This is a genomic window from Bacillus sp. SG20033, assembly GCF_044570195.1.
Classification (GTDB): domain Bacteria; phylum Bacillota; class Bacilli; order Bacillales; family Bacillaceae; genus Bacillus; species Bacillus subtilis.
In genome coordinates, this window is record NZ_CP172606.1 from 2803756 (window position 1) to 2823951 (window position 20196).

24 protein-coding genes and 1 pseudogene are annotated in these 20196 nt (G+C 41.5%); 12 read left to right on the forward strand and 13 right to left on the reverse strand.

Annotation, left to right across the window (positions count from 1 at the left end; all coding sequences use genetic code 11):
• The first annotated feature begins 85 nt into the window (after window positions 1-85).
• A complete protein-coding gene (locus tag ACFVP7_RS14890; protein WP_070547575.1) occupies window positions 86-901 on the forward strand; it encodes an alpha/beta hydrolase in 816 nt (271 codons plus the stop codon).
• A 406-nt stretch (window positions 902-1307) separates the two neighbouring features.
• On the opposite strand, the gene ACFVP7_RS14895 is transcribed toward ACFVP7_RS14890, so the two are convergent.
• The 4 genes from ACFVP7_RS14895 to ACFVP7_RS14910 form a co-directional block, all read right to left on the reverse strand.
• Window positions 1308-1664, reverse strand: coding sequence for an SH3 domain-containing protein (locus tag ACFVP7_RS14895; RefSeq protein ID WP_396582391.1), 357 nt, complete (start codon window positions 1662-1664; stop codon window positions 1308-1310).
• Window positions 1665-1716: 52 nt separating this feature from the next.
• Complete coding sequence (locus ACFVP7_RS14900) at window positions 1717-2076, reverse strand: SH3 domain-containing protein (RefSeq protein WP_004399021.1); 360 nt, start codon at window positions 2074-2076, stop codon at window positions 1717-1719.
• A gap of 271 nt (window positions 2077-2347) precedes the next feature.
• Window positions 2348-2449, reverse strand: coding sequence for a hypothetical protein (locus ACFVP7_RS14905; protein ID WP_119123071.1), 102 nt, complete (start codon window positions 2447-2449; stop codon window positions 2348-2350).
• 142 nt (window positions 2450-2591) lie between these two features.
• On the reverse strand, window positions 2592-2978 hold the full coding sequence (locus ACFVP7_RS14910) for a VOC family protein (RefSeq protein ID WP_004398984.1): 387 nt from the start codon (window positions 2976-2978) through the stop codon (window positions 2592-2594).
• A gap of 262 nt (window positions 2979-3240) precedes the next feature.
• Between ACFVP7_RS14910 and ACFVP7_RS14915 the strand changes: the two genes are divergently transcribed.
• The 5 genes from ACFVP7_RS14915 to ACFVP7_RS14935 are packed head-to-tail and all read left to right on the forward strand — an operon-like array spanning window position 3241 to window position 5558.
• Window positions 3241-3486, forward strand: coding sequence for a spore coat protein F-like protein YraG (locus ACFVP7_RS14915; RefSeq protein WP_003229845.1), 246 nt, complete (start codon window positions 3241-3243; stop codon window positions 3484-3486).
• A 17-nt stretch (window positions 3487-3503) separates the two neighbouring features.
• Window positions 3504-3872: a spore coat protein gene (locus tag ACFVP7_RS14920; RefSeq protein ID WP_009967868.1), complete on the forward strand. Its 369-nt coding sequence runs from the start codon at window positions 3504-3506 to the stop codon at window positions 3870-3872.
• Window positions 3873-3890: 18 nt separating this feature from the next.
• A complete protein-coding gene (locus ACFVP7_RS14925; RefSeq protein ID WP_077671559.1) occupies window positions 3891-5027 on the forward strand; it encodes a zinc-dependent alcohol dehydrogenase in 1137 nt (378 codons plus the stop codon).
• A gap of 18 nt (window positions 5028-5045) precedes the next feature.
• Window positions 5046-5243 carry a hypothetical protein gene (locus tag ACFVP7_RS14930; protein WP_014480384.1) on the forward strand — a complete coding sequence of 66 codons (198 nt, stop codon included), beginning with the start codon at window positions 5046-5048 and terminating at the stop codon, window positions 5241-5243.
• A 15-nt stretch (window positions 5244-5258) separates the two neighbouring features.
• On the forward strand, window positions 5259-5558 hold the full coding sequence (locus ACFVP7_RS14935; RefSeq protein WP_003246006.1) for a spore coat protein: 300 nt from the start codon (window positions 5259-5261) through the stop codon (window positions 5556-5558).
• A gap of 262 nt (window positions 5559-5820) precedes the next feature.
• Here ACFVP7_RS14935 and adhR read toward each other — a convergent pair whose 3' ends face one another.
• Window positions 5821-6243 (reverse strand): aldehyde stress transcriptional regulator AdhR, encoded by a 423-nt coding sequence (gene adhR / locus ACFVP7_RS14940; RefSeq protein WP_004398725.1) that lies wholly within the window; start codon window positions 6241-6243, stop codon window positions 5821-5823.
• Window positions 6244-6425: 182 nt separating this feature from the next.
• Here adhR and ACFVP7_RS14945 point away from each other — a divergent pair, with 182 nt between their 5' ends.
• The 3 genes from ACFVP7_RS14945 (at window position 6426) to yraA (ending at window position 8443) form a co-directional block, all read left to right on the forward strand.
• Window positions 6426-6620 (forward strand): carboxymuconolactone decarboxylase family protein, encoded by a 195-nt coding sequence (locus tag ACFVP7_RS14945; protein WP_041850119.1) that lies wholly within the window; start codon window positions 6426-6428, stop codon window positions 6618-6620.
• A 130-nt stretch (window positions 6621-6750) separates the two neighbouring features.
• Entirely contained in the window at window positions 6751-7800 is a 1050-nt protein-coding gene (adhA, locus tag ACFVP7_RS14950; RefSeq protein WP_396582395.1) for a formaldehyde dehydrogenase AdhA, read from the forward strand.
• Between the two features lie 133 nt (window positions 7801-7933).
• The gene (gene yraA / locus ACFVP7_RS14955; protein WP_003229836.1) at window positions 7934-8443 is read left to right on the forward strand and encodes a cysteine protease YraA; all 510 of its coding nucleotides are present in this window, start codon (window positions 7934-7936) and stop codon (window positions 8441-8443) included.
• 43 nt (window positions 8444-8486) lie between these two features.
• Here yraA and sacC read toward each other — a convergent pair whose 3' ends face one another.
• The 7 genes from sacC to levR form a co-directional block, all read right to left on the reverse strand.
• Window positions 8487-10490: a levanase gene (gene sacC, locus ACFVP7_RS14960; RefSeq protein ID WP_396583267.1), complete on the reverse strand. Its 2004-nt coding sequence runs from the start codon at window positions 10488-10490 to the stop codon at window positions 8487-8489.
• Entirely contained in the window at window positions 10429-10560 is a 132-nt protein-coding gene (locus ACFVP7_RS14965; protein WP_231833928.1) for a hypothetical protein, read from the reverse strand. The genes sacC and ACFVP7_RS14965 overlap by 62 nt, the downstream gene beginning before the upstream one ends.
• A 116-nt stretch (window positions 10561-10676) precedes the next feature.
• The gene (gene levG, locus ACFVP7_RS14970) at window positions 10677-11504 is read right to left on the reverse strand and encodes a PTS fructose transporter subunit IID (protein ID WP_283933599.1); all 828 of its coding nucleotides are present in this window, start codon (window positions 11502-11504) and stop codon (window positions 10677-10679) included.
• A gap of 21 nt (window positions 11505-11525) precedes the next feature.
• Complete coding sequence (gene levF, locus ACFVP7_RS14975; protein WP_003229833.1) at window positions 11526-12335, reverse strand: PTS fructose transporter subunit IIC; 810 nt, start codon at window positions 12333-12335, stop codon at window positions 11526-11528.
• 16 nt (window positions 12336-12351) lie between these two features.
• Window positions 12352-12840, reverse strand: a complete 489-nt coding sequence (gene levE / locus ACFVP7_RS14980) for a PTS fructose transporter subunit IIB (RefSeq protein ID WP_004399158.1) — start codon at window positions 12838-12840, stop codon at window positions 12352-12354.
• On the reverse strand, window positions 12840-13280 hold the full coding sequence (levD, locus tag ACFVP7_RS14985; protein WP_003246144.1) for a PTS fructose transporter subunit IIA: 441 nt from the start codon (window positions 13278-13280) through the stop codon (window positions 12840-12842). The genes levE and levD overlap by 1 nt, the downstream gene beginning before the upstream one ends.
• Before the next feature lie 189 nt (window positions 13281-13469).
• On the reverse strand, window positions 13470-16277 hold the full coding sequence (gene levR, locus ACFVP7_RS14990; protein ID WP_396582398.1) for a transcriptional regulator LevR: 2808 nt from the start codon (window positions 16275-16277) through the stop codon (window positions 13470-13472).
• 556 nt (window positions 16278-16833) lie between these two features.
• On the opposite strand from levR, the pseudogene ACFVP7_RS14995 reads away from it, so the two are divergent.
• Together ACFVP7_RS14995 and ACFVP7_RS15000 are read left to right on the forward strand one after the other, a co-directional pair.
• A pseudogene (locus tag ACFVP7_RS14995) lies at window positions 16834-16973 on the forward strand (hypothetical protein).
• 38 nt (window positions 16974-17011) lie between these two features.
• A complete protein-coding gene (locus tag ACFVP7_RS15000) occupies window positions 17012-18400 on the forward strand; it encodes an amino acid permease (RefSeq protein ID WP_015714401.1) in 1389 nt (462 codons plus the stop codon).
• 93 nt (window positions 18401-18493) lie between these two features.
• Here the strand turns inward: ACFVP7_RS15000 and ACFVP7_RS15005 are convergent, their stop codons facing one another.
• Window positions 18494-19126 carry a LysE family transporter gene (locus tag ACFVP7_RS15005; protein ID WP_003229828.1) on the reverse strand — a complete coding sequence of 211 codons (633 nt, stop codon included), beginning with the start codon at window positions 19124-19126 and terminating at the stop codon, window positions 18494-18496.
• Between the two features lie 154 nt (window positions 19127-19280).
• Here ACFVP7_RS15005 and ACFVP7_RS15010 point away from each other — a divergent pair, with 154 nt between their 5' ends.
• Window positions 19281-20108 (forward strand): TrmB family transcriptional regulator, encoded by an 828-nt coding sequence (locus ACFVP7_RS15010; RefSeq protein WP_014480394.1) that lies wholly within the window; start codon window positions 19281-19283, stop codon window positions 20106-20108.
• Window positions 20109-20196: the final 88 nt, after the last annotated feature.

The following is a 20196-nucleotide window of genomic DNA, read 5'->3' on the forward strand; positions in this document are numbered from 1 at the left end:
TTGTTTCTTAGTTATTTCCTGCATATGAACATTTTGGCCAATTGTGTAAAGTTAAAGGAGATGAGAAGAAAGGAAGGTCCTACAAATGACGATAAACAATGGAACGTTGCAAGTACCTGGAGCGAACATCCACTATAAAGTGCGTGGCTCAGGTCCCATCATTCTTTTGGTCCACGGCGGAGGCGGTGATGCCGACAAGTTCCATCATATTGCCAATCATCTGGCTAACAGGTACACGGTTGTTACTTATGATCGCCGCGGCCATTCCCGCAGCAATCTCGCCAATCAGATTGAGGATTACCGTGTGGAAACACACAGTGACGATGCTCACCGTCTTCTAGCCAAAATCACCAATAAGCCGGCATACGTATTTGGAAGCAGCTCCGGGGCTGTTATCGGGCTTGATCTGTGCATACGCCATCCCGAACAAGTACATGTCATGATCCCACACGAACCAATCTTATTGCAGCTTCTGCATGGAAATGAGCTGAAACAAGCCGAGCAATTTATGGAAGACCTTAAGAAAAATCATCGAAGTGAAGTCATTAAGTTAATGTCAAGATTAGAGACAGACGAACAATCAAATGCTGTGCTGACAAAGCGGCTTCTCGGCAATTCAACGTATTTCACTGAGTATGAAATTCAAGGAATTCTCAACTATACATTAGATTTCGAAGCATTAAAAACAGTGTTTACATCTTCACCGATGAAGGTACTCCCAGCTGGCGGAAGTGCTTCTCGGGAGCTTTTTCCTTATCGTTGCGCGAACGCCCTAGCGGAACAATTGAAAACAGAATTGGTTGAATTCCCCGGAAATCATACGGGGTACACAATATACCATAAAGAATTTTCTGAGAGGTTACACGACATGTTAGAAAAAGAAAAGAAACATACGTGTTAAGGATTCATTAAAATTTTCATAATAGGACAGGTAAAACTAACTATGGAATTAGAGAAGATTTCACGAAGCGTAAAAAGAACTTTTCACTAACGAGAACGCAATGTGAGATCTCTAACCAAAGTGATATTAGGGATTTCATCGAAAAATAGGTTTGTACATTACGTTCTCCTATTGATTATTTCCTATCTTAATTCCGTATTTATACCATTAGATACAACTCTAAAGCGGCTCGTTATTTTGTCCTCAACAACAACCAGTGTCTAACATCATGAATCTCTTTTGAAAATCACCACAAATGCAGGTATGGAAGACTTCATCGCAACAAAAACCATACCAACAACAATAGTTGGTATGGTTCGTCCTAGATAGGCCCTTAAGAAGAGATTCTATTGTACGGAGTATTTAGCTAATTGCATTTGTAACCGACAGGGCCGTCTGATCCTGTGTACACATATGTGTCAGACACATATCCAATATTCACGACACCCCGGGAATCTTTCCACTGGATTTGGTCCCAGACATTACTCGTTCCATACTTCCCTGTAACAGTCGTTCCATAAGCATAACAATAATAAGGAACACGGGAGCCGCTCGGAATGGAAAGCATAATAGGATAATTTGTACCAGGACCGCTGCGCATATTGACAGGCGCACCGCTGCTTGTTGAGACAGTAAAGTATTGAACGGCAAGTGCCTGACTGGAAAAAATAAATAATGATGCAATCATAACGGTTAACATACTCAGCATTTTCAGTTTAGTCAATGTCATCCCTCTTTCTTCAATTCCTTCATTTTAAAAAACGATAGAACATAGGCTACCAGCTGCATTTAGGAACAACCGGACCGTCTGAGCCTGTATACATATATGTATCAGAGACAAATCCAGGAACGATCTCCCCGCTGGCAAGCGTCCGCTCTGTGTAATTCCAAATATTACTCGTTCCATACTTTCCAGTTACAGTTGTACCGGTTTTGTAGCAATAGATCGGGATGCGGGTTCCGCTCGGAATGGTCGTTACAATTCCCCAACTTGTACCTGGGCCGCTGCGCATGTTGACAGGAGCACCGCTGCTTGTTGAAACCGTATAATACTGAGCCGCAAGTGCATGGCTAGAAAAAATGAACACAGATGCAATCATCACCGTTAGCATACTTAGCCTCTTTAACTTATTCACCTTATACCCTCCCCTTATAAATGCCGTACGTTTGACTTTCTTACATCCAGTTAAGGATTTACTTTCAGATACCATGCCCCCTCCCCTCCCATATATTTATCAATGTACCATAAACTAGATCTTTCAAAAGTGGAATTATTCCTATGTTTTCGACAATTAAGGATACAAAATAAATGGTAGTCAGGCTTGATATTGATGGTGTGTTACATTTGGCTCTTAATCATTTGTCCAGTCGGTAATCACGATTGACAATCAGGAAAAAGGACATGGATCAAGCGGCTTCGTTTCCACCAATTAACTCAATCAGTGTACTGCTTCCTTGTATCCACGCTTCTTCTCGATTCATAGATACTCCACCTTTTTCACCAATCAAAAACGGACACCATACAAATCAGCGTAAATGCTGCAAGTTCAGTGTCCGCAACCTATTATGACTTTGCTTTCTTTTACCAGGGCGTATAAAAATGATTAGGTACGTTATCAAACGTTATTCTATGATTTTGCGAGTCGAAAAATCATAACATTTTATATATTTCAATCAGATTATGATCTGGATCTCTGAAGTGAGCAACTCGGGCACTCCATTCCTTGCGATCATGCGGTTTATTCTCACATTTAACTCCTTTTTCGTGTAAATCGTCATACGTTTTATCAACATCTTCTACCTTAAACTGAAGCAAAAATTTTGATTGAGCTTCTCCTTCCAAGGACTTTTTTTCCTCTCCAACGATTTCAGCCATCGTTTCTCGAGATAAAAGCTCTATTTTCGTTTCCCCATTATCAAAGAGTGCATATTCCATTTCATTCTCTAACCAACTTATTGGAAGTCCTAATGAATCTTTATAAAACTCGACGCTTTTCTTAAAATCATTCACCAACAGTCTAATTTGTAACAGCTTCATATCGAGTGCCTCCTATAAAACCATACTTTTACTGGTCATCCAATTTAATGATACCAAAGAAACCTGACAGCACTATGTCAAGTTTCCATAAATAAATTTCCATACTTCACCCTTATTTCAGATTTAAGTGCAGTTTAGTCCATGTCATAAGAACGAGCAAAAACAGCGATTCTTAAAACAAAAAATGATACCGAGTGTATTTTCTGTATGCTTCAACTTCATTTCGGGAAATGTAACGTTGATAAAAGGAGGTTACATCAATATGGATCATCAAACATTGGCAGCTCATGAGGCTGTTGACTTACATGAAATCGTGAACTTTAAAACACTTTGTATAGCGAAATCAAAGTTAATGCAAGGGCTTGTGTTTGACCAAGAACTGAAGGACTTGATGGAAAAAGATGTACAGCAATCCATTCAAGACCTTACTGAATTACAAGCGGTTTATGAGCGTGCCTCATTTCAGGCCCCTGTCCCTCAAAGCCGCCCAACGCCAATCATCAATTGAAAGGAAGGTAAGCCTCTTTGAATAATGATCATTTAGACCCCATTAATTCGCTGAATGTGCCTGAACTAGCAGACACTACATTCGCGATGGATTTTCTTATACGAGCTAAGGAAGGCGTAAGGAATACTGCTGTAGCTTTGACAGAAACCGCTTCACCAGATGTAAGAGCACTGCTTCGGAAACAGCTGATGCAAGGAATTGCGATGCACCAAGAGATTACGGAACTGATGATCAGCAAAAAGTGGTTCCATCCATATGAGCTGAGCGAACAGTATAAGCTGGATCAGCTCTCTGCAAAAAACACGATCATGGTCGGCAATATGAACCTTTTTCCTGATGAAACAAATCGCAAAGGGATGTTTGACCGGACACCTGATGAACACTAACACTGGAGGTTTTACAGCATGAAGGCAGTAACGTATCAAGGCATTAAAAATGTTGTTGTCAAAGATGTCCCCGATCCAAAGATTGAAAAATCCGATGACATGATTATCAAAGTCACCAGTACAGCCATTTGCGGATCAGATTTACACTTAATCCATGGATTGATTCCTAATCTCCATGAAGACTATGTCATCGGCCATGAACCGATGGGAATCGTCGAAGAAGTTGGTTCTGGTGTGACTAAACTAAAAAAGGGAGATCGGGTAATTATTCCCTTTAATATAGCATGCGGTGAATGCTTTTTTTGTAAAAACCAACTGGAAAGCCAATGTGATCAGTCTAATGACAATGGGGAAATGGGTGCTTATTTCGGCTATTCAGGGCAAACTGGCGGTTATCCAGGCGGGCAAGCTGAATATTTAAGAGTGCCATTTGCGAATTTTACCCATTTTAAAATCCCTGAATCTTGTGAGGAACCCGATGAGAAATTAAGCGTGATTGCCGATGCCATGACCACCGGCTTTTGGAGTGTGGATAATGCCGGCGTAAAAAAAGGCGATACAGTTATCGTTCTCGGCTGCGGACCAGTCGGCCTGTTTGCTCAAAAGTTTTGTTGGCTAAAAGGTGCAAAACGCGTCATAGCAGTTGACTATGTAAACTATCGCTTACAGCATGCGAAACGTACAAACAAAGTAGAAATCGTTAATTTTGAAGACCATGAGAATACAGGGAATTATTTAAAGGAAATCACGAAAGGCGGAGCGGATGTAGTCATTGACGCTGTTGGGATGGATGGTAAAATGAGCGATCTCGAGTTCCTTGCCAGCGGCTTAAAGCTTCATGGCGGAACGATGAGTGCATTGGTCATTGCTTCCCAAGCTGTTCGCAAAGGAGGAACCATACAAATTACAGGTGTGTATGGAGGCAGATATAACGGTTTTCCGTTAGGAGATATTATGCAGCGAAACGTCAATATACGCTCTGGACAGGCTCCAGTGATCCACTATATGCCGTACATGTTTGAACTAGTATCGACAGGCAAAATTGATCCGGGAGATGTTGTCAGCCATGTCTTGCCGCTTAGTGAAGCCAAGCATGGCTATGACATTTTTGATTCAAAAATGGATGATTGTATCAAAGTTGTGTTAAAGCCTTAAAAAACGGAGGTTACAGAAATGGAATACGCCTTACACGAAGTGCTTGAGGTTCAGGAAATGACTGCATTTAAGACACTTTGTTTGACGAAATCTAAAACAATGAAAGCACTGGTATCTGATCCGAAGCTGAAAGAAATCATGCAGCAAGATGTTGATATCACCACACGCCAGTTGCAGGAATTTGCCTCTATTTTATCTAATGCAAAGCACGAATGAGGAGATGAATAAATCATGAATCCTATCATAGAATATCTGACTGGCATGAATGTTCTAACAGACCAAATCATTGCTATGGACTTATTAATTTCAGCAAAGAACGGAGTCAGAAATTATGCGATGGCAGCCACTGAAGCCGGAACACCTGAAGTAAAAGAGGTCCTTATCCGCCATTTGGAAGAAGCACTCGATATGCACGAACAACTCTCAAGCTATATGATGGAAAAAGGCTGGTACCATCCTTGGAACCCTGACGAACAAGTCAAGCTGAATTTAAAAAATATTGATACAGCCATTCAATTGCCAACCCTTTAACATACAATGACTGATTTGCTGAGGAACAGTATTGATTGGCCACAACTGTTCCTCAGCTTCAAAATGAGCACTGTTTGTTCGGGTCCTATGACCGTAAATAGATTAACCGCTTTTCTCCATCTGATCTCCGATAATGTTTGCAAATTCTCCAATCCAAATAAGGAATCGTAACCACCTCTTTTTATGCGATCTCTTGATGGAGAAAACAGGCCAGAAACAAAATCCTTCGTTTTTGACCTGCCCTCTTCACACGCAAAGAATGCTACCTTCTTTGCTCCACTGATCCGTGAAGACTTTCCGTTTTAGGCCTGCTTTTGAGTTTTGCCTCGTTTTCGCGCAATTTCCCATCATAATCTTTAATTTTTGTGTCTAATCTTTTAATTGTTTCATCAATTTCTTTCCGCTTCTCTATCAGCCGCTGTCGTTCGTCAGCCAGGATATTTTTTCGAGCTTCTACCGTACGGTCACCTTCGGTAAATAATGTTGTATATTCAATTAGCGCTTCTATCGATAGTCCCGCATTTCGCATGCATTTAATGAATTCAATCCATTTGATATCTTCTTCATCATAGTCGCGAATGCCGCTGTCTTTTCGTTTTACAGGCGGGATTAATCCTACACGTTCGTAATATCGGAGTGTTGCGGCTGTCAGGCCAAACTGCTTTGCCACCTGAGCAATATTCATGATCTTCACCTCTCTATCCTGTATGTTGTGAAGGTAACACTTAAAGTTAACTTTAAGTCAAGCTCAAAACAAGTGGTTAGCTGCTGAATCTGGGTTTATATATTCGGGACTTGCCTTAAAGCACACTTTAAACTCTATACTTCTCCATGCAATAAAAACAGGTTAGATGGAGGGATTGCTGAATGGCAAATAAACAAACTGCCGGAAGAGAACAATTAGGAGAATTTACGCCAAAGTTTGCTGAACTTCATGATGATGTTCTATTCGGTGGCATTTGGGCAAGAGAGGAACAACTTTCACCCCGGGATCGCAGCATGATTACAGCTTCTGCATTAATTGCTGACTGTATCTCACCTTATAAATCAGGTTCATTTTAAATGGTTTTTTAAAAAAACCCTTGCCTTAAAGCAGACTTTAAGGTTTATCGTTATGTTGAAGACACCATAAAACATAAATAAGTGCATGTTTTTATTTACAACACTTATGATGAAGAAAGGATAGGTTCATATGTGTAATCAACATCAAACCCGTGTATTAAGCGTGTCACATGCAAAAGCCAAATTTGAACAAACGACGATTGAGCGAAGAGGATTACGGCCGCACGATGTCTTAATCGATATTAAATTCAGCGGTATTTGCCATTCAGACATTCATAGCGCTTTTGATGAATGGGGCGGTGGCATCTTCCCAATGGTGCCTGGACATGAAATAGCCGGTGTCGTAACAGCCGTTGGAGCAGAAGTCACCAAGTTTGCTGTCGGAGACCGCGTTGGTGTCGGCTGTTTTGTTGACTCTTGCGGAGAATGCGAATACTGTCTCAACGGAGAGGAACAATTCTGCACGAAGGGTGTTGTTCAAACGTATAACTCAGTAGACTACGACGGAAACCCCACTTATGGCGGGTACAGCCAAAAAATCGTTGTCACTGACAGATTTGTTGTTCGAATCCCAGATCGTTTGGAAATGGATGTTGCCAGTCCGCTGTTGTGTGCAGGTATCACAACATATTCTCCGCTGAAACACTGGAATGTTGGCCCTGGTAAAAAGGTTGCGATTGTAGGCGTGGGTGGCCTTGGACATTTGGCGATTCAATTTGCACATGCGATGGGTGCAGAGGTAACCGTTCTGAGCCGCTCCATGAATAAGAAAGAGGAAGCTCTGGAACTCGGGGCAAATCATTACTTTGCAACAAGTGACCCAGCCACATTCACTGCATTGGCCGGGCGTTTTGACGTGATCTTAAATACGGTATCGGCAAATCTCGATGTAGATGCCTATTTATCATTGCTTCGTATAGACGGGACACTTGTAAACGTTGGAGCTCCTGCCAAGCCGGACACATACAGTGTGTTTTCCCTAATCATGGGGCGCCGCAGCATTGCAGGTTCTCTAGTCGGCGGAATTCAAGAAACTCAAGAGATGCTGGATTTCGCAGCTGAGCATGGCATCGAACCTAAAATCGAAGTCATCGGAGCTGACCAAGTGGACGAAGCATACGAACGTATCCTCCGAAGCGATGTCCGTTATCGATTTGTGATTGATATTTCCACATTGTAATAGGTTAGTCCTTATATGGGGCTGACCCGCTTTTATTGAAACTCACGAAAAACGATCTCGTTAAGCAAATATTTTGAAGGTCGGTCAATCTTCCTGTTATTCTATGAATAGAGAGTTATTAGGAGGGTTTTTTATGAGCAAAAAAATTGCAGTTCTTGTTACAGACCAATTCGAAGACATCGAATATACAAGTCCGGTAAAAGCATACGAAGAAGCTGGCTACAGTGTTGTGGCTATCGATTTGGAAGCCGGCAAAGAAGTTACCGGTAAGCATGGCGAGAAAGTAAAGATTGACAAAGCCATCTCAGATGTGGATGCAAGTGACTTTGATGCACTTTTAATTCCTGGGGGATTCTCTCCGGATTTGCTTCGTGCAGATGACCGTCCGGGTGAATTCGCAAAAGCATTTGTCGAAAACAAAAAACCTGTTTTCGCAATTTGCCACGGCCCGCAAGTACTGATTGATACGGATCTTCTAAAAGGCAAAGATATCACAGGCTACCGCAGCATCCGCAAAGATTTAATCAATGCCGGTGCAAACTACAAAGATGCAGAAGTAGTCGTCAGCCACAACATTGTCACAAGCAGAACACCTGATGATTTGGAAGCATTTAACCGCGAATCTTTAAACTTGTTAAAATAAAACGAGAAGGCACAGACTGTTCGGGTCTGTGCCTTTTTTAAAATTAAGACTCCTTCTTTACATTCTGAAAGACAGCAGTCGCGTCCCACACATTCAAGCCAAATTGGCCTTCTGAAAATGCGGAATCATTTGCATCAATCACAAGACGATCATCTAAATAGATTTTAAAGCGATCGCCCTCGGCCTCTGTTTTCAGATGATACTTTTTATTAACGTCTATCGGTGTTTTGTATTCAGCAATGACAGAAGCAGCACCGTTCTCAAATTTAAAGAATTTCACTAGATCATGCTTCGCATCCACATTGGCAAGGTAACCGTTTTTGGCATCTTTGTCAGAGCGAAACATTAGTGCTCCTGCCCCTCTTCCGTTTCCATCCTTAATGGTGATATCAGATTCATAAGTGAAGTCTGACCCGGATGCTGAAGACAAGATAAAGGAATCTCCGTCCGACCTCCCTTGTTTCCCCTCAATTGTGTCTGCCCACGTGCCATTTACAGTCGTCCAGCCAGTCAAATTGGACATAAAAGGTGACGTTCCCCATACCTTTTTCAAAGGGTGTATCGTTAAAGATTTTACCTTTACACCGCCATTTGCAGCATATAATTCAAGCCCTTTGCTTGATCGGTCCGGGAGAATAATATCCGTTATGACCTGCTTTCCGTCATTCCCAAACACTTCAACCGAGGAGCGGTCAACAAAAATGCGCATCTTAACCTTCCCATTTACCGGCTTCAATGGGGCTGTTTCTTTTCCGGTGTTAAAGGCCGGATTAAAGGTGTTGTTGCCCGACTCGCTCCGGTCAACGAACAATTTGGCGTTCCTTCGGTCATAGCCGACCTTCGTAAATTGATTTTCACCTGTTCGGACCTTAAAACCAAATTCAGCAGCTGAACCAGGGCTTACTTTAAATTCTGCATTTATTTCATAGGCATCTCCAGATTGCCCTGCTAACACATTATGACTTGCAGGCGATATGGTCAGATTCTTCCACTTCTTAGAGGTCCCGCGAATGGTTTCCAGCTCTTTCACTGGTGTTTGGACCACTCTAACCCCTTCGGTAAACGCTTTCAATTTTAACTCTCTTGGAATGGACGTTGCACTTCTCCATGGGGATGTCGGAACATCATTCGCATATTGCCAATTGCTCATCCACCCTAACCATAGTCTCCGGCTGTCTGTGGATGGAATATCAGACCAGGATACAGCCGCATAAAAGTCTCTGCCGTAATCCGTCCAGAGAACTTTGTCTGACGGGTTTTCATTTTTAAAATGAGTTCCATCAAAGTCCCCTACAAAATATTGCATGCCTGATCCTCCCGAGACCGCTCCGTTTCCGACACTGACCTGCATGACCCATTTTTTTCGATTCGGATTGCCGTCTACCGGAAGCTCAAATAAATCCGGGCATTCCCATACTCCCCCGTGGCTTCCTTGATCCTGTCCAAATTCACTTGCATACGTCCACTGCTTCAGATTTTTTGATGTATAAATGAGGATTCGGTCACCGGCCGCAAGCACCATCACCCACTTTTTTTCTTTCTCATACCAAAAGACTTTTGGATCGCGAAAATCTTTTTTACCTGGGTTTGAAATGACAGGGTTGCCAGCGTACTTCGTCCATGTTCTTCCTTTGTCGTTGCTATAGGCAATACTTTGCACTTGATGGCCTTCCCGATCCTGTGTATAAATGGCCACAAGCGGCTTCTCTTTGCCTGTTTGAAAACCGCTTGTGTTATTTTTATCTACAACTGCGCTTCCAGAAAAGATCGTGCCTTTTTCATCCGGATACAGCGCAACAGGAAGGTGTTCCCACGTAACCAAATCTTTGCTGACGGCATGCCCCCAATGCATGGGGCCCCACTGAAGCCCATATGGATGGTATTGATAGAACAAGTGATATTCCCCGGCATAATATACCATTCCGTTTGGGTCATTCATCCAGTTTGCCTCCGGTGTGAAGTGATATTGAGGACGGTAATCCTCATCATAGTAGCTTGAATCGGCTGCATTTGCCGAAAATGCCATAGTCAACAGCAGGGTGAACATGATCATGACTTGAATAAGTCTCTTTTTCATTTGTTCCTTCGCTCCTCTCTTCATGTTTGAACACTTTCAAGAGAGACTGCTAAGCAAGCTGGTCCGTTTCTGGCAATTCTCCTCTGTTTCGCTGTTATCCGAATGATTTATATATGAAAAGACTGCTGCAGTTTCTCTCTTTTTCCTTCACACACCTTATGCTAAGAATCCAGCCCAATACCCGAGAATCCCGATGACAAAGATGCCGCAAATAATGAGAAGAGGATTCACCCCTTTGCGAAGCATCCATGCCACCAATAACGTTAATCCGAGAGGCAGCGCACCCGGCATAATGCTGTCTAACACGTTTTGTACCGTTTGAACATCTACTTTTCCGCTTTCATCCTTAATCCTGGATACAACGATTGGAATGTTGATGGTGGTCCATTTGGACACGAGAGCCCCCATAACAAATAACCCGAGAATCGAAGCGCCCTCTGTAAGCTTTTGAATGCGATTCCCCGCTAAATCCTGAAGAATCTCCATTCCTTTCACATAGCCATACTTTAATCCATAATATTTTGTGATTAATCTTATGGCATTCAGCAAGAAAAAGAATAGCAAAGGGCCGGCAATGTTTCCCCCTAAAGCAAGGGAGGCTCCTAGCGCAGCTAAGACAGGACGAATCGTTCCCCAGAAAATTGGATCGCCTACGCCCGCTATTGGTCCCATCAAACCAATTTTCATTCCGCTTATCGCTTTTCCGTCAATTCCTTTATTGTTCGCCATTTCTTCTTCCATGGCTGCCGTCACGCCAAATATAGGCGCTGTCAGCCACGGATGTGTATTAAACCATTCCAAATGCCGCTGCAAGGCTTCGTTTCTTTTCGCTCCGGGACCGTACAATTTTTTGATCGCCGGTATCATGACATAACAATATCCCATTGCCTGCACACGTTCGAAGTTAAAGGAACCGAGTAAAAAATTTGAACGAATAAACATGCTGAAAATTTCTTTCTTCGTTAATCGTTTTTCTTTCTCCATTTTTTCTTCCCCCCTCATCGTTTAGGCATCAAGATCATCATCATCGTCATCATAAACAGCAACACTGCCACTGTCTGATGCGGCCGCGACTGCTCCGTGAGCGCTTTGTTTTTGCATCACCTGCTGGTATAAAAGCGCCAGACAGAGACCAAGGGCTCCAAATCCCACTAAGTTAAAATCGGTAAACGCCGCTAATAAGAAACCAATATAGAAAAATGGCTTTAAATAAGGAATATTCATCATATTGATCACCATGGCATACCCGACAACCACAATAATGCCTCCGCCTATTTGCAGTCCTTTTGTAATGACATCAGGAATATTTCCCAGGAACGCCTGAACAGCGCTGACACTAATTAAAGCAACAATCAATGTAGGAATCATGACGCGCAAAGCTTGAAACACCATCGCGGTAATATGCATAATTTCAATTCCTTTTATATTTCCCGCTTTCGCATATTGATCAGCGCGGTGGATGAAAAAGACAGTGATCGTCCGAACAAAAATCGTCAGCGCCTGACCCGCAGCTGCTAAAGCAACAGCGACAGCAATCCCTTCGCCAATTCCTTGATCAGCGGTAATAACTAAAATGGTTGAGATGACAGAGGCGATCGCTGTATCAGGTGCCATGGCAAGCCCGACGTTCATCCAGCCGAGCGCCATCAGCTCCAGTGTGCCTCCAAGAATAATTCCCGTTTTTAAGTCCCCGAGCACCAAGCCAACCAACGTACAGGCCACAAGCGGCCGGTGTGTCTGCCCTTCATCCAATACACTTGCGATTCCAGTGATTGCTGCAATGATTAACAACAAAATAATTTGTAATGAAGACATATTCTCATCCCCTTGATTATTTTGTTACGTTCCGTAAAATCTGTACAAAATCCTCACTGGCATCTGAAGGCAGCTGCCTCAATTCCAGTTTCACGCCCTTGTCACTTAATGTTTCAAATGCCTTTATATCTTGTTCTGTGACACTGACTGATTTTGTGATTTGCCTGCGGTGATTTTCAAAACGCATTCCCCCGACGTTTACGGTTTTGATCGGTACACCTGCTTCTATAAGAGATACAATATCGGACGGATTTTCAAACAAGAGCATTGCCGTTACCCCTTCGTAGCGCGGACTATGAAATGCTTTTGCCATTTTAGAAACTGAGACGGCACTCGCCTTTACATTTGAAGGCGCAACAGAAAGGATCAGCGTTTTTCTCATTTCGTCCTGAGCAATATCGTCGGAGACAACGATGATTCGGTCGGCTGCATGGACTTTTATCCACCTTGTCAGGATTTGGCCGTGAATAAAGCGGTCATCAATTCTTGCTAACACAATGTTCATCATAATTCATCCTCTCTTGTATCTTGATTGGCTGTTTTTACTTTTTCTAAATGTTCACTGCACACTTGAAAGCTTTGCTGACTCATTGCTTTTAAGTTGTTCAGCAAATCTTTGAGAGCCAGATGTTCTCTCAGGCTTAATACCTCCAGCAGAATCGGCAGGTTTACGCCGGCTGCCATATCCATTCTTTGATCCTCAGCAATAAAGGAAGCTGCCGCGTTATATGGCGTCCCTCCAAAAATATCGACTAAAAAAAGCACTTCATGTTCTTCCGGGATATCCTTGAGCGCCTGATGATATTTTTCTTGCAGCGTTTGTATTCCTTCCCCTTTAAAAAACGGCACTGCAATCAGGTTATTTTCTTCACCGAATATCATCCCTGAAGACTCTTTTAATGCTATGGGAAAATCTCCATGACCGCTGATAATAACTGAAATCATATCTATTGCTCCTTTCCTGTTTTGTACATCCATATATAATGCAAGGATCGTGCCAACACAGTTGTGTTAAGCGTTTTCATTGTTATTTCAGCCAATCGCAATTTGTTGTTGAAACACTTAAAACGAAAAAAATAAACCTGTATTAAAATGGTGTTCCATTTAATACAGGTTCATATGAAAAAACTGTTTTTAAAACAGCTGGCCATGCACTTCTTCAGCAAATATGGCGGCTATAAATAATTTTTCATCATCACTTATGCGAAGTCCGAGCTTTTCTTCATAAGGGGCTAATGTTCGCTCTGTCACGTACACCATTTCCTTCAGCTGATCATTGATCTCTTCTTCCTCTGAGAAAGCGATCGGATTTTGCTTAATTACCCTTTCAAAGGCGAAAGCCGTGTGCATAATGACTTTGATCAAAACCGCATTATTGAAAATGACCCCCAGCTCATCTTGAACGGTTTGCAGCCACTCCAATAACATTTCGATCACATGATGGGGATTCAAGAAGACAAGGTATTTTTTCAGGCTATCCTCGCAAAGCTCCCTAACAATCATATTTGCTTCGTTCAATCCATTGCTCAAGGGGATGCTTCCTTTTGTAATCGCCTGTTGAATCAGCTTCTCTCCCTCCCCTTCAATTAACACTTCTAAAGATACATGCGGAGCATTGATTTTAGGGTCTTTCGTTCCGACTGTCGCAAGGATTTCATACTCTTTTTCGATTTCTTTTATGCTGTTGGCCAGCTTAATCGATGATACGGTCAATATGTGAATCGGTGTATCGGAGGCCTTGTTTACGATCGTGGTTAGAATGTCTTCCAGCTTTTTGGCCGTCCCGCTGCCCGTGGTGCAGATGGATACCAATGCCTTCTTTTTGCCGGGTGCCGCTGGCTGACGCTCCCACAACTCGATAAAATCCTTCGTGACCGATTGATAGATCGCATGCAAATTTAAATTCAAATAGTTGACCTTTCTGACAGCATCCAGCACCATTGAAGTCGTAACATTGCTGATCGTTTTAATAGAAATGCCTGTCTTTTCCTCCAGCCTGCTTTCCAGCATTGCAAGCGACCCCATATCTACCAGCATTAAAACACCTTCGCCTTCATCAACCTGTTTCATTTTTTCTGCTACGCATTCAAAAATGTCCGAAGGTGAAACAGTAAGCGGCATGTCAACTGCTGCAATCGGCGTACTCCCCAGCAGTTCTGTCGCGACTTCAACCATTGAACTCGCCGTGCTGTTTCCATGAGCAGCCACGATAATACCGACTCTTTTGTTCTCCTTTAACGATTTGATGGAATGAATTAACATCGTTAAGTAGATGACTTCTATTTCAGGAATAGCCACTTTAAAATATTCCTGAATTTTATCTTTAAAAATCATCGCCACCCGATATTCTTTCACATGAGTATCACGAATTTCATCTGTCTCCTGTGTATTCAAAACATCAATTTGCTTTCCTCGCTTTAAAAATGCGTCAATATGCATACTCAAGAAATAAATAAACTTACGGTCAAATGTGCAATCCAGCTCATGTTCAGCTATTTCTTTTAACTGTTTTGTCATTTGAATCACATCATCTTCAACGAATGTCAGCAGGTTGTCTTTTTGAAAAGCTTGATGATGAAAAAAACTTCTGACATGCAAATGGACATCAGTCAAGATGTACTGGTTAATATCCTTTTTGGATAAACCTTCTTTCATAAGCGTTTTCACTTTTTCCTCAATCAAATGATATAAGTTAAATGAGAGGTCTTCGTCAATTTTTGTTGTTTCATCTTCTACAATCGGAGAGATAATCGTTGTAATATTGACATATTCAGAAATGGCTTTGCTTCTTTGCATGTTTTTGCTGCTGGACATCCATTCTTGCTTGATTTCATCAGGCAGATCGCGAACAGTCAGTTCAATAACTTCATTTCTGTCAAGGTTATGCAAAAATCCGTGTGCGCAAACTAACTGGACATTTGATTTCAGTTGTCCGACATTCCCAAATTTCGCAGAGTGAATAAGCGCATTATAGACATCGATATGCACACTCAGATTCTTCTTAATTCGCTCTGCTTCTTTCCCTAATAAAAACGTCGTCAGATCCACTCTTTCTTTAAGTGATCGTTCTTCAAGCGAAGGAATATGTATGGTCATTGGGATTCTTCGCAAAAACGTTTTCAATAGTGCAGAACTCGGATTTTCTGTAGTCGCACAAATAAACAATACGTTCGATGTTCGTTTATGTTCAGATTCTCCAAGCCTGTTATAAGAACCGCTGTCAATAAAATAAAACAGCATTTCTTGTCCCTCGGGAGGGAGACGGTGGATTTCATCCATAAAAAGAATGCCCCCATTGGCCTGTTCGACTAAACCCGCCTTATCCTCGGCAGCACCTGTAAATGAACCTTTTTTGTGTCCGAATAATTGAGAAAGCAATAATTGAGGGTTGTTGTAGTAGTCTGCACAGTTAAATGTAATAAATGGTGCGCCGGCCTTCAATATGTCAGAGTAAATGGCAAACTGGTAAATTCGGTTCGCAAAAAGGGATTTACCGGAACCAGTCGGCCCTAGGAGGAGCATATGCAGACCGGTCGGCGGATAAAAGACAGCTGCTTTTGCCTGGGAGATCGCTTTCTTCAAACTCCCTTTTGCCCCTATCATAAGCTCTAGGGGATTCGTGGAAATGTGTTGATGATTTTGCTTTGAATTTCCGGAAAACGCCTGAAGGTCTTTCACTTCCATCATCTCTGTATCCCATTTCTTGTTGAATAATTTTTCTGCTATCTCGACTGGGATGTATCTTACAGGAAACGTTTTAATTTTGATGACCTTTTTGGACCGGACGAGATTGTTCAATTCAAAGCTGACATTGGACCGCTCCATTTTCAGCTGCTCGGCAATCTCCTTTGCTGAATTCCCTTGTATTTTTAAAAGATGATCTAAGGTTGAATCATGAAAATTATGCTTGAGCTGATGGTATATTTTATCTATTCTTCTCACGTCTATCATCCTTTGTCCTTATTAGATAAGCCATTAACAAGAATATTTCGAAACTTTATAGTCCGCGTTGAGATTATCTGCTGATACACGTTTAAAAAGGTCTCTATAGCAGATTGACAAAACTGGCTTTTATGCGTATATGTTTACATTTTGAATAAATTTGCATCTCATATTAGTATGATAGATGCTCAGTTCTGGAGGGCCAGTCCCCTTCAAAAGTAATAATCAGTAAACAGTTTATCATTCTCGGGGAATGTAATGATGTCAAAATCATCAATGACAAAAAATGAATCTTATAGATCATGACAAATTACCCAAATATAACCCCTTAAGTTCGTTCACAACTAAAAAGACGGACACTCTATGTGACCGCCACAGTATTACAATTTGCAAAACTTCGTCATTTTTGCAATCCACTTTGAAGGTTAAGAAATCTGTAAGCCTAAAAACTTTATCTCCGATCCTATCGATTTGATCCCCCTGCCGGCCTCAATCATAGTGGGTATGCAATTATACAAATCGTTACCTATTCAAACTAGGCTGTCAGATTGTCCAAATGACTTTCCTGTTTTACTCTGCTATTCAGGTAGAATCACGAGTGAAAATAGAGCCAGAAGACATGTAACAGCACTTAAAATAGTTTTAAAATTTAAAAATAAAAGTATCTATTCTTTTAAATGTTATAATATCCGATAAAACTTTACTCATCTTTTTATTACTGGAGGAAAATAAAATTGATAGGCAATTCTAGCAAAGACAATTTTGGCCAGCAACAGAAATTGTCTAGAGGCCTTAAAAACAGGCATATACAATTAATGGCGATTGGAGGTGCAATCGGTACAGGTTTATTTTTAGGTTCAGGTAAATCCATCCATTTTGCAGGACCATCCATTTTATTTGCTTACTTGATCACCGGCGTATTTTGCTTTTTCATTATGCGTTCGCTCGGAGAACTGCTCTTATCAAATGCGGGATACCACTCTTTTGTTGATTTTGTAAGGGACTATTTAGGAAACATGGCAGCATTTATCACTGGGTGGACCTACTGGTTCTGTTGGATCTCCCTCGCGATGGCTGATTTAACGGCGGTCGGCATTTATACGCAATATTGGCTTCCCGATGCGCCTCAATGGCTGCCGGGTCTTCTTGCGCTTATTATCCTGCTGATCATGAACCTTGCCACCGTTAAACTTTTCGGAGAATTAGAATTTTGGTTTGCATTGATCAAAGTCATTGCCATACTGGCTCTGATCGTAACTGGTATTTTCCTGATTGCGAAAGGTTTTTCCGCAGCTTCCGGCCCTGCCAGCCTCACCAACCTTTGGAGCCACGGCGGCATGTTCCCAAATGGATGGCATGGGTTTATCCTATCGTTCCAAATGGTCGTCTTCGCTTTCGTGGGTATTGAACTTGTCGGACTGACAGCAGGTGAAACAGAAAATCCCCAAAAAGTGATCCCTAAAGCCATCAATCAAATCCCTGTCCGGATTTTACTTTTTTATGTTGGCGCACTTTTCGTGATTATGTGTATCTATCCTTGGAATGTGTTGAATCCAAACGAAAGCCCATTTGTTCAGGTCTTCTCTGCAGTAGGCATCGTTGTGGCTGCCAGTTTGATCAATTTTGTTGTATTAACATCAGCCGCATCAGCTGCAAATAGCGCTTTATTCAGCACAAGCCGAATGGTCTATTCGCTTGCAAAGGATCATCACGCACCTGGACTATTAAAGAAATTAACTTCTTCTAACGTGCCAAGCAATGCGCTGTTCTTTTCATCCATCGCCATTCTGATTGGCGTTAGTCTGAATTATTTAATGCCCGAGCAAGTCTTCACACTGATTACAAGTGTTTCTACAATATGCTTCATTTTTATTTGGGGCATCACGGTGATTTGCCATTTGAAATATCGAAAAACAAGGCAGCATGAAGCGAAAGCAAACAAATTTAAAATGCCTTTTTACCCATTATCCAACTATTTAACACTTGCATTTCTCGCGTTCATTCTTGTCATATTGGCACTCGCGGATGATACACGTATTGCTTTGTTTGTCACCCCGGTCTGGTTTGTTTTATTGATTATTTTGTATAAGGTGCAAACCCGCAGAGGACATAAGATGAAATAAAAAAAAGACAAGGGATACTCACTCCCTTGTCTTTTTTATGGGTCAAACACAAATTAAACTTTGGTTTCAAATTTCATTCACTTCATTTAAGTGTTAACTCAAACCAGTTTTGATGCCGAAACCTACTAATATTATTCCGGTAATTTTTTGAAACACTTTCTGGAACTTCGAGTTTTTCATCCATTTTTTTGCGTAATCAATAATATAAACAAGAAACAGGAACCACAACACCGCTAATAAGGTTAGGATTGAAGCTAAAATAATGAGCTGCTGGTTTATATTTCCGTTCAAATTGATAAATTGGGGCATGATTGTAACATACACCAAAACAGTTTTAGGATTGAGAATGTTACTGAGTGATCCCTGCATAAAGGAAGTTTTATAATAACGTTTCGGAGAACTTGCCATATTTTTTGCTTGGGATTGCATGTCATCTAACGAAAACATACTTTTAGCAAAAAAACTTTTTACACCTAAATAAATTAAGTATGCCGCTCCCAAATATTTGATCGTTGTGAAAAGAATCACTGACTTTGCGATCACCACTGATAATCCTAAAATGGCAATCACCGTCCAAAAGGAAAGTCCTGTTGCCAATCCGAGAATGTTATAACGGCCGGCTTTCGGGCCATACCTAAGCGTATTTTTCATCACAAGCATCGTATCTGCCCCCGGTATGATAACCATCATGGCAGCGATCGGTATGTATGCGAGTAAGCTGTGCATTGTTCTCTCCCCCTTTAAAAAATCCCCTTAATCATATAGTGACTACAAAAGTAACTACTTATAAAAAGTGTATCAATGTGTTTGGAATAAATCAATATGGTTTGTTAAAATAGCGATTACTAAGGCAGCGATTGCTCTTTATATTGGAGGATATATGAAAGAAAATATGTTAGACATTTTAAAAAACCTCAATTTTACAGAATATGAATCGAAAGCGTATTTGGCATTATTGCAAGAATCACCTTTAACAGGCTATGCCGTTGCCAAAAAATCCGGAGTTCCCCGTTCTAAAATTTATGAAGTCTTGGAAAGCCTTGTGTTAAGGGGAGATGTTTTTGTCAGTCATGGAAATACGCCTCAGTATGTTCCTGTCCCCGCAAAAGAACTGATTAAAAACCGCCGGCTCAAAGCGGAAGAGCATTTTGATCAGGCTGAGAAATATTTTGAAAAGTTCGAGCAGACTGCTAATGACCGGGAAAACATCTGGAATATCACCGGCCGCAGTGAAATTCTTGAAAAGGTGAAGGCTTGTATTTTATCTGCCAAAAAAAGAATCCTCTTAGAAATATGGAAAGAGGATTTTGAGGAGATAGAAGCAGAGCTCAAACAGGCGGCAGAACAAGGCGTTATTGTCACCATTATTGCGTACGGAGACATCGTATCTGATTTTGCCAATGTTTACCTTCATGATATGAGCAGTGAAATTACAGAAGAGTATGACGGACGGTGGCTTGTCTATAGCGGAGATGATTCAGAAGTCGTAGCGGGCATTGTCTCACTTGGCAACGACAGCCGTGCTGCATGGACGATGCATGTAGGTTTAGTCATGCCTATTACTGAAGTGATCATTCATGATCTGTACCTCATGGAAATTCTGAAAAAGCATAGAGAGCTTTTAGAAGAGAGCTTCGGGAAAAATCTCATCCAGTTGCGCCGTAAATTTTCTATCCATTCAGATTTCAAAAAACATTATTTGGAATAATATTCGCATCGCTTAACCAAAACAAGGCTTGTACAAAACAAGCCTTGTTTTTTTATGCATAAACCCCCCATGCTGATTTACTTCTCTC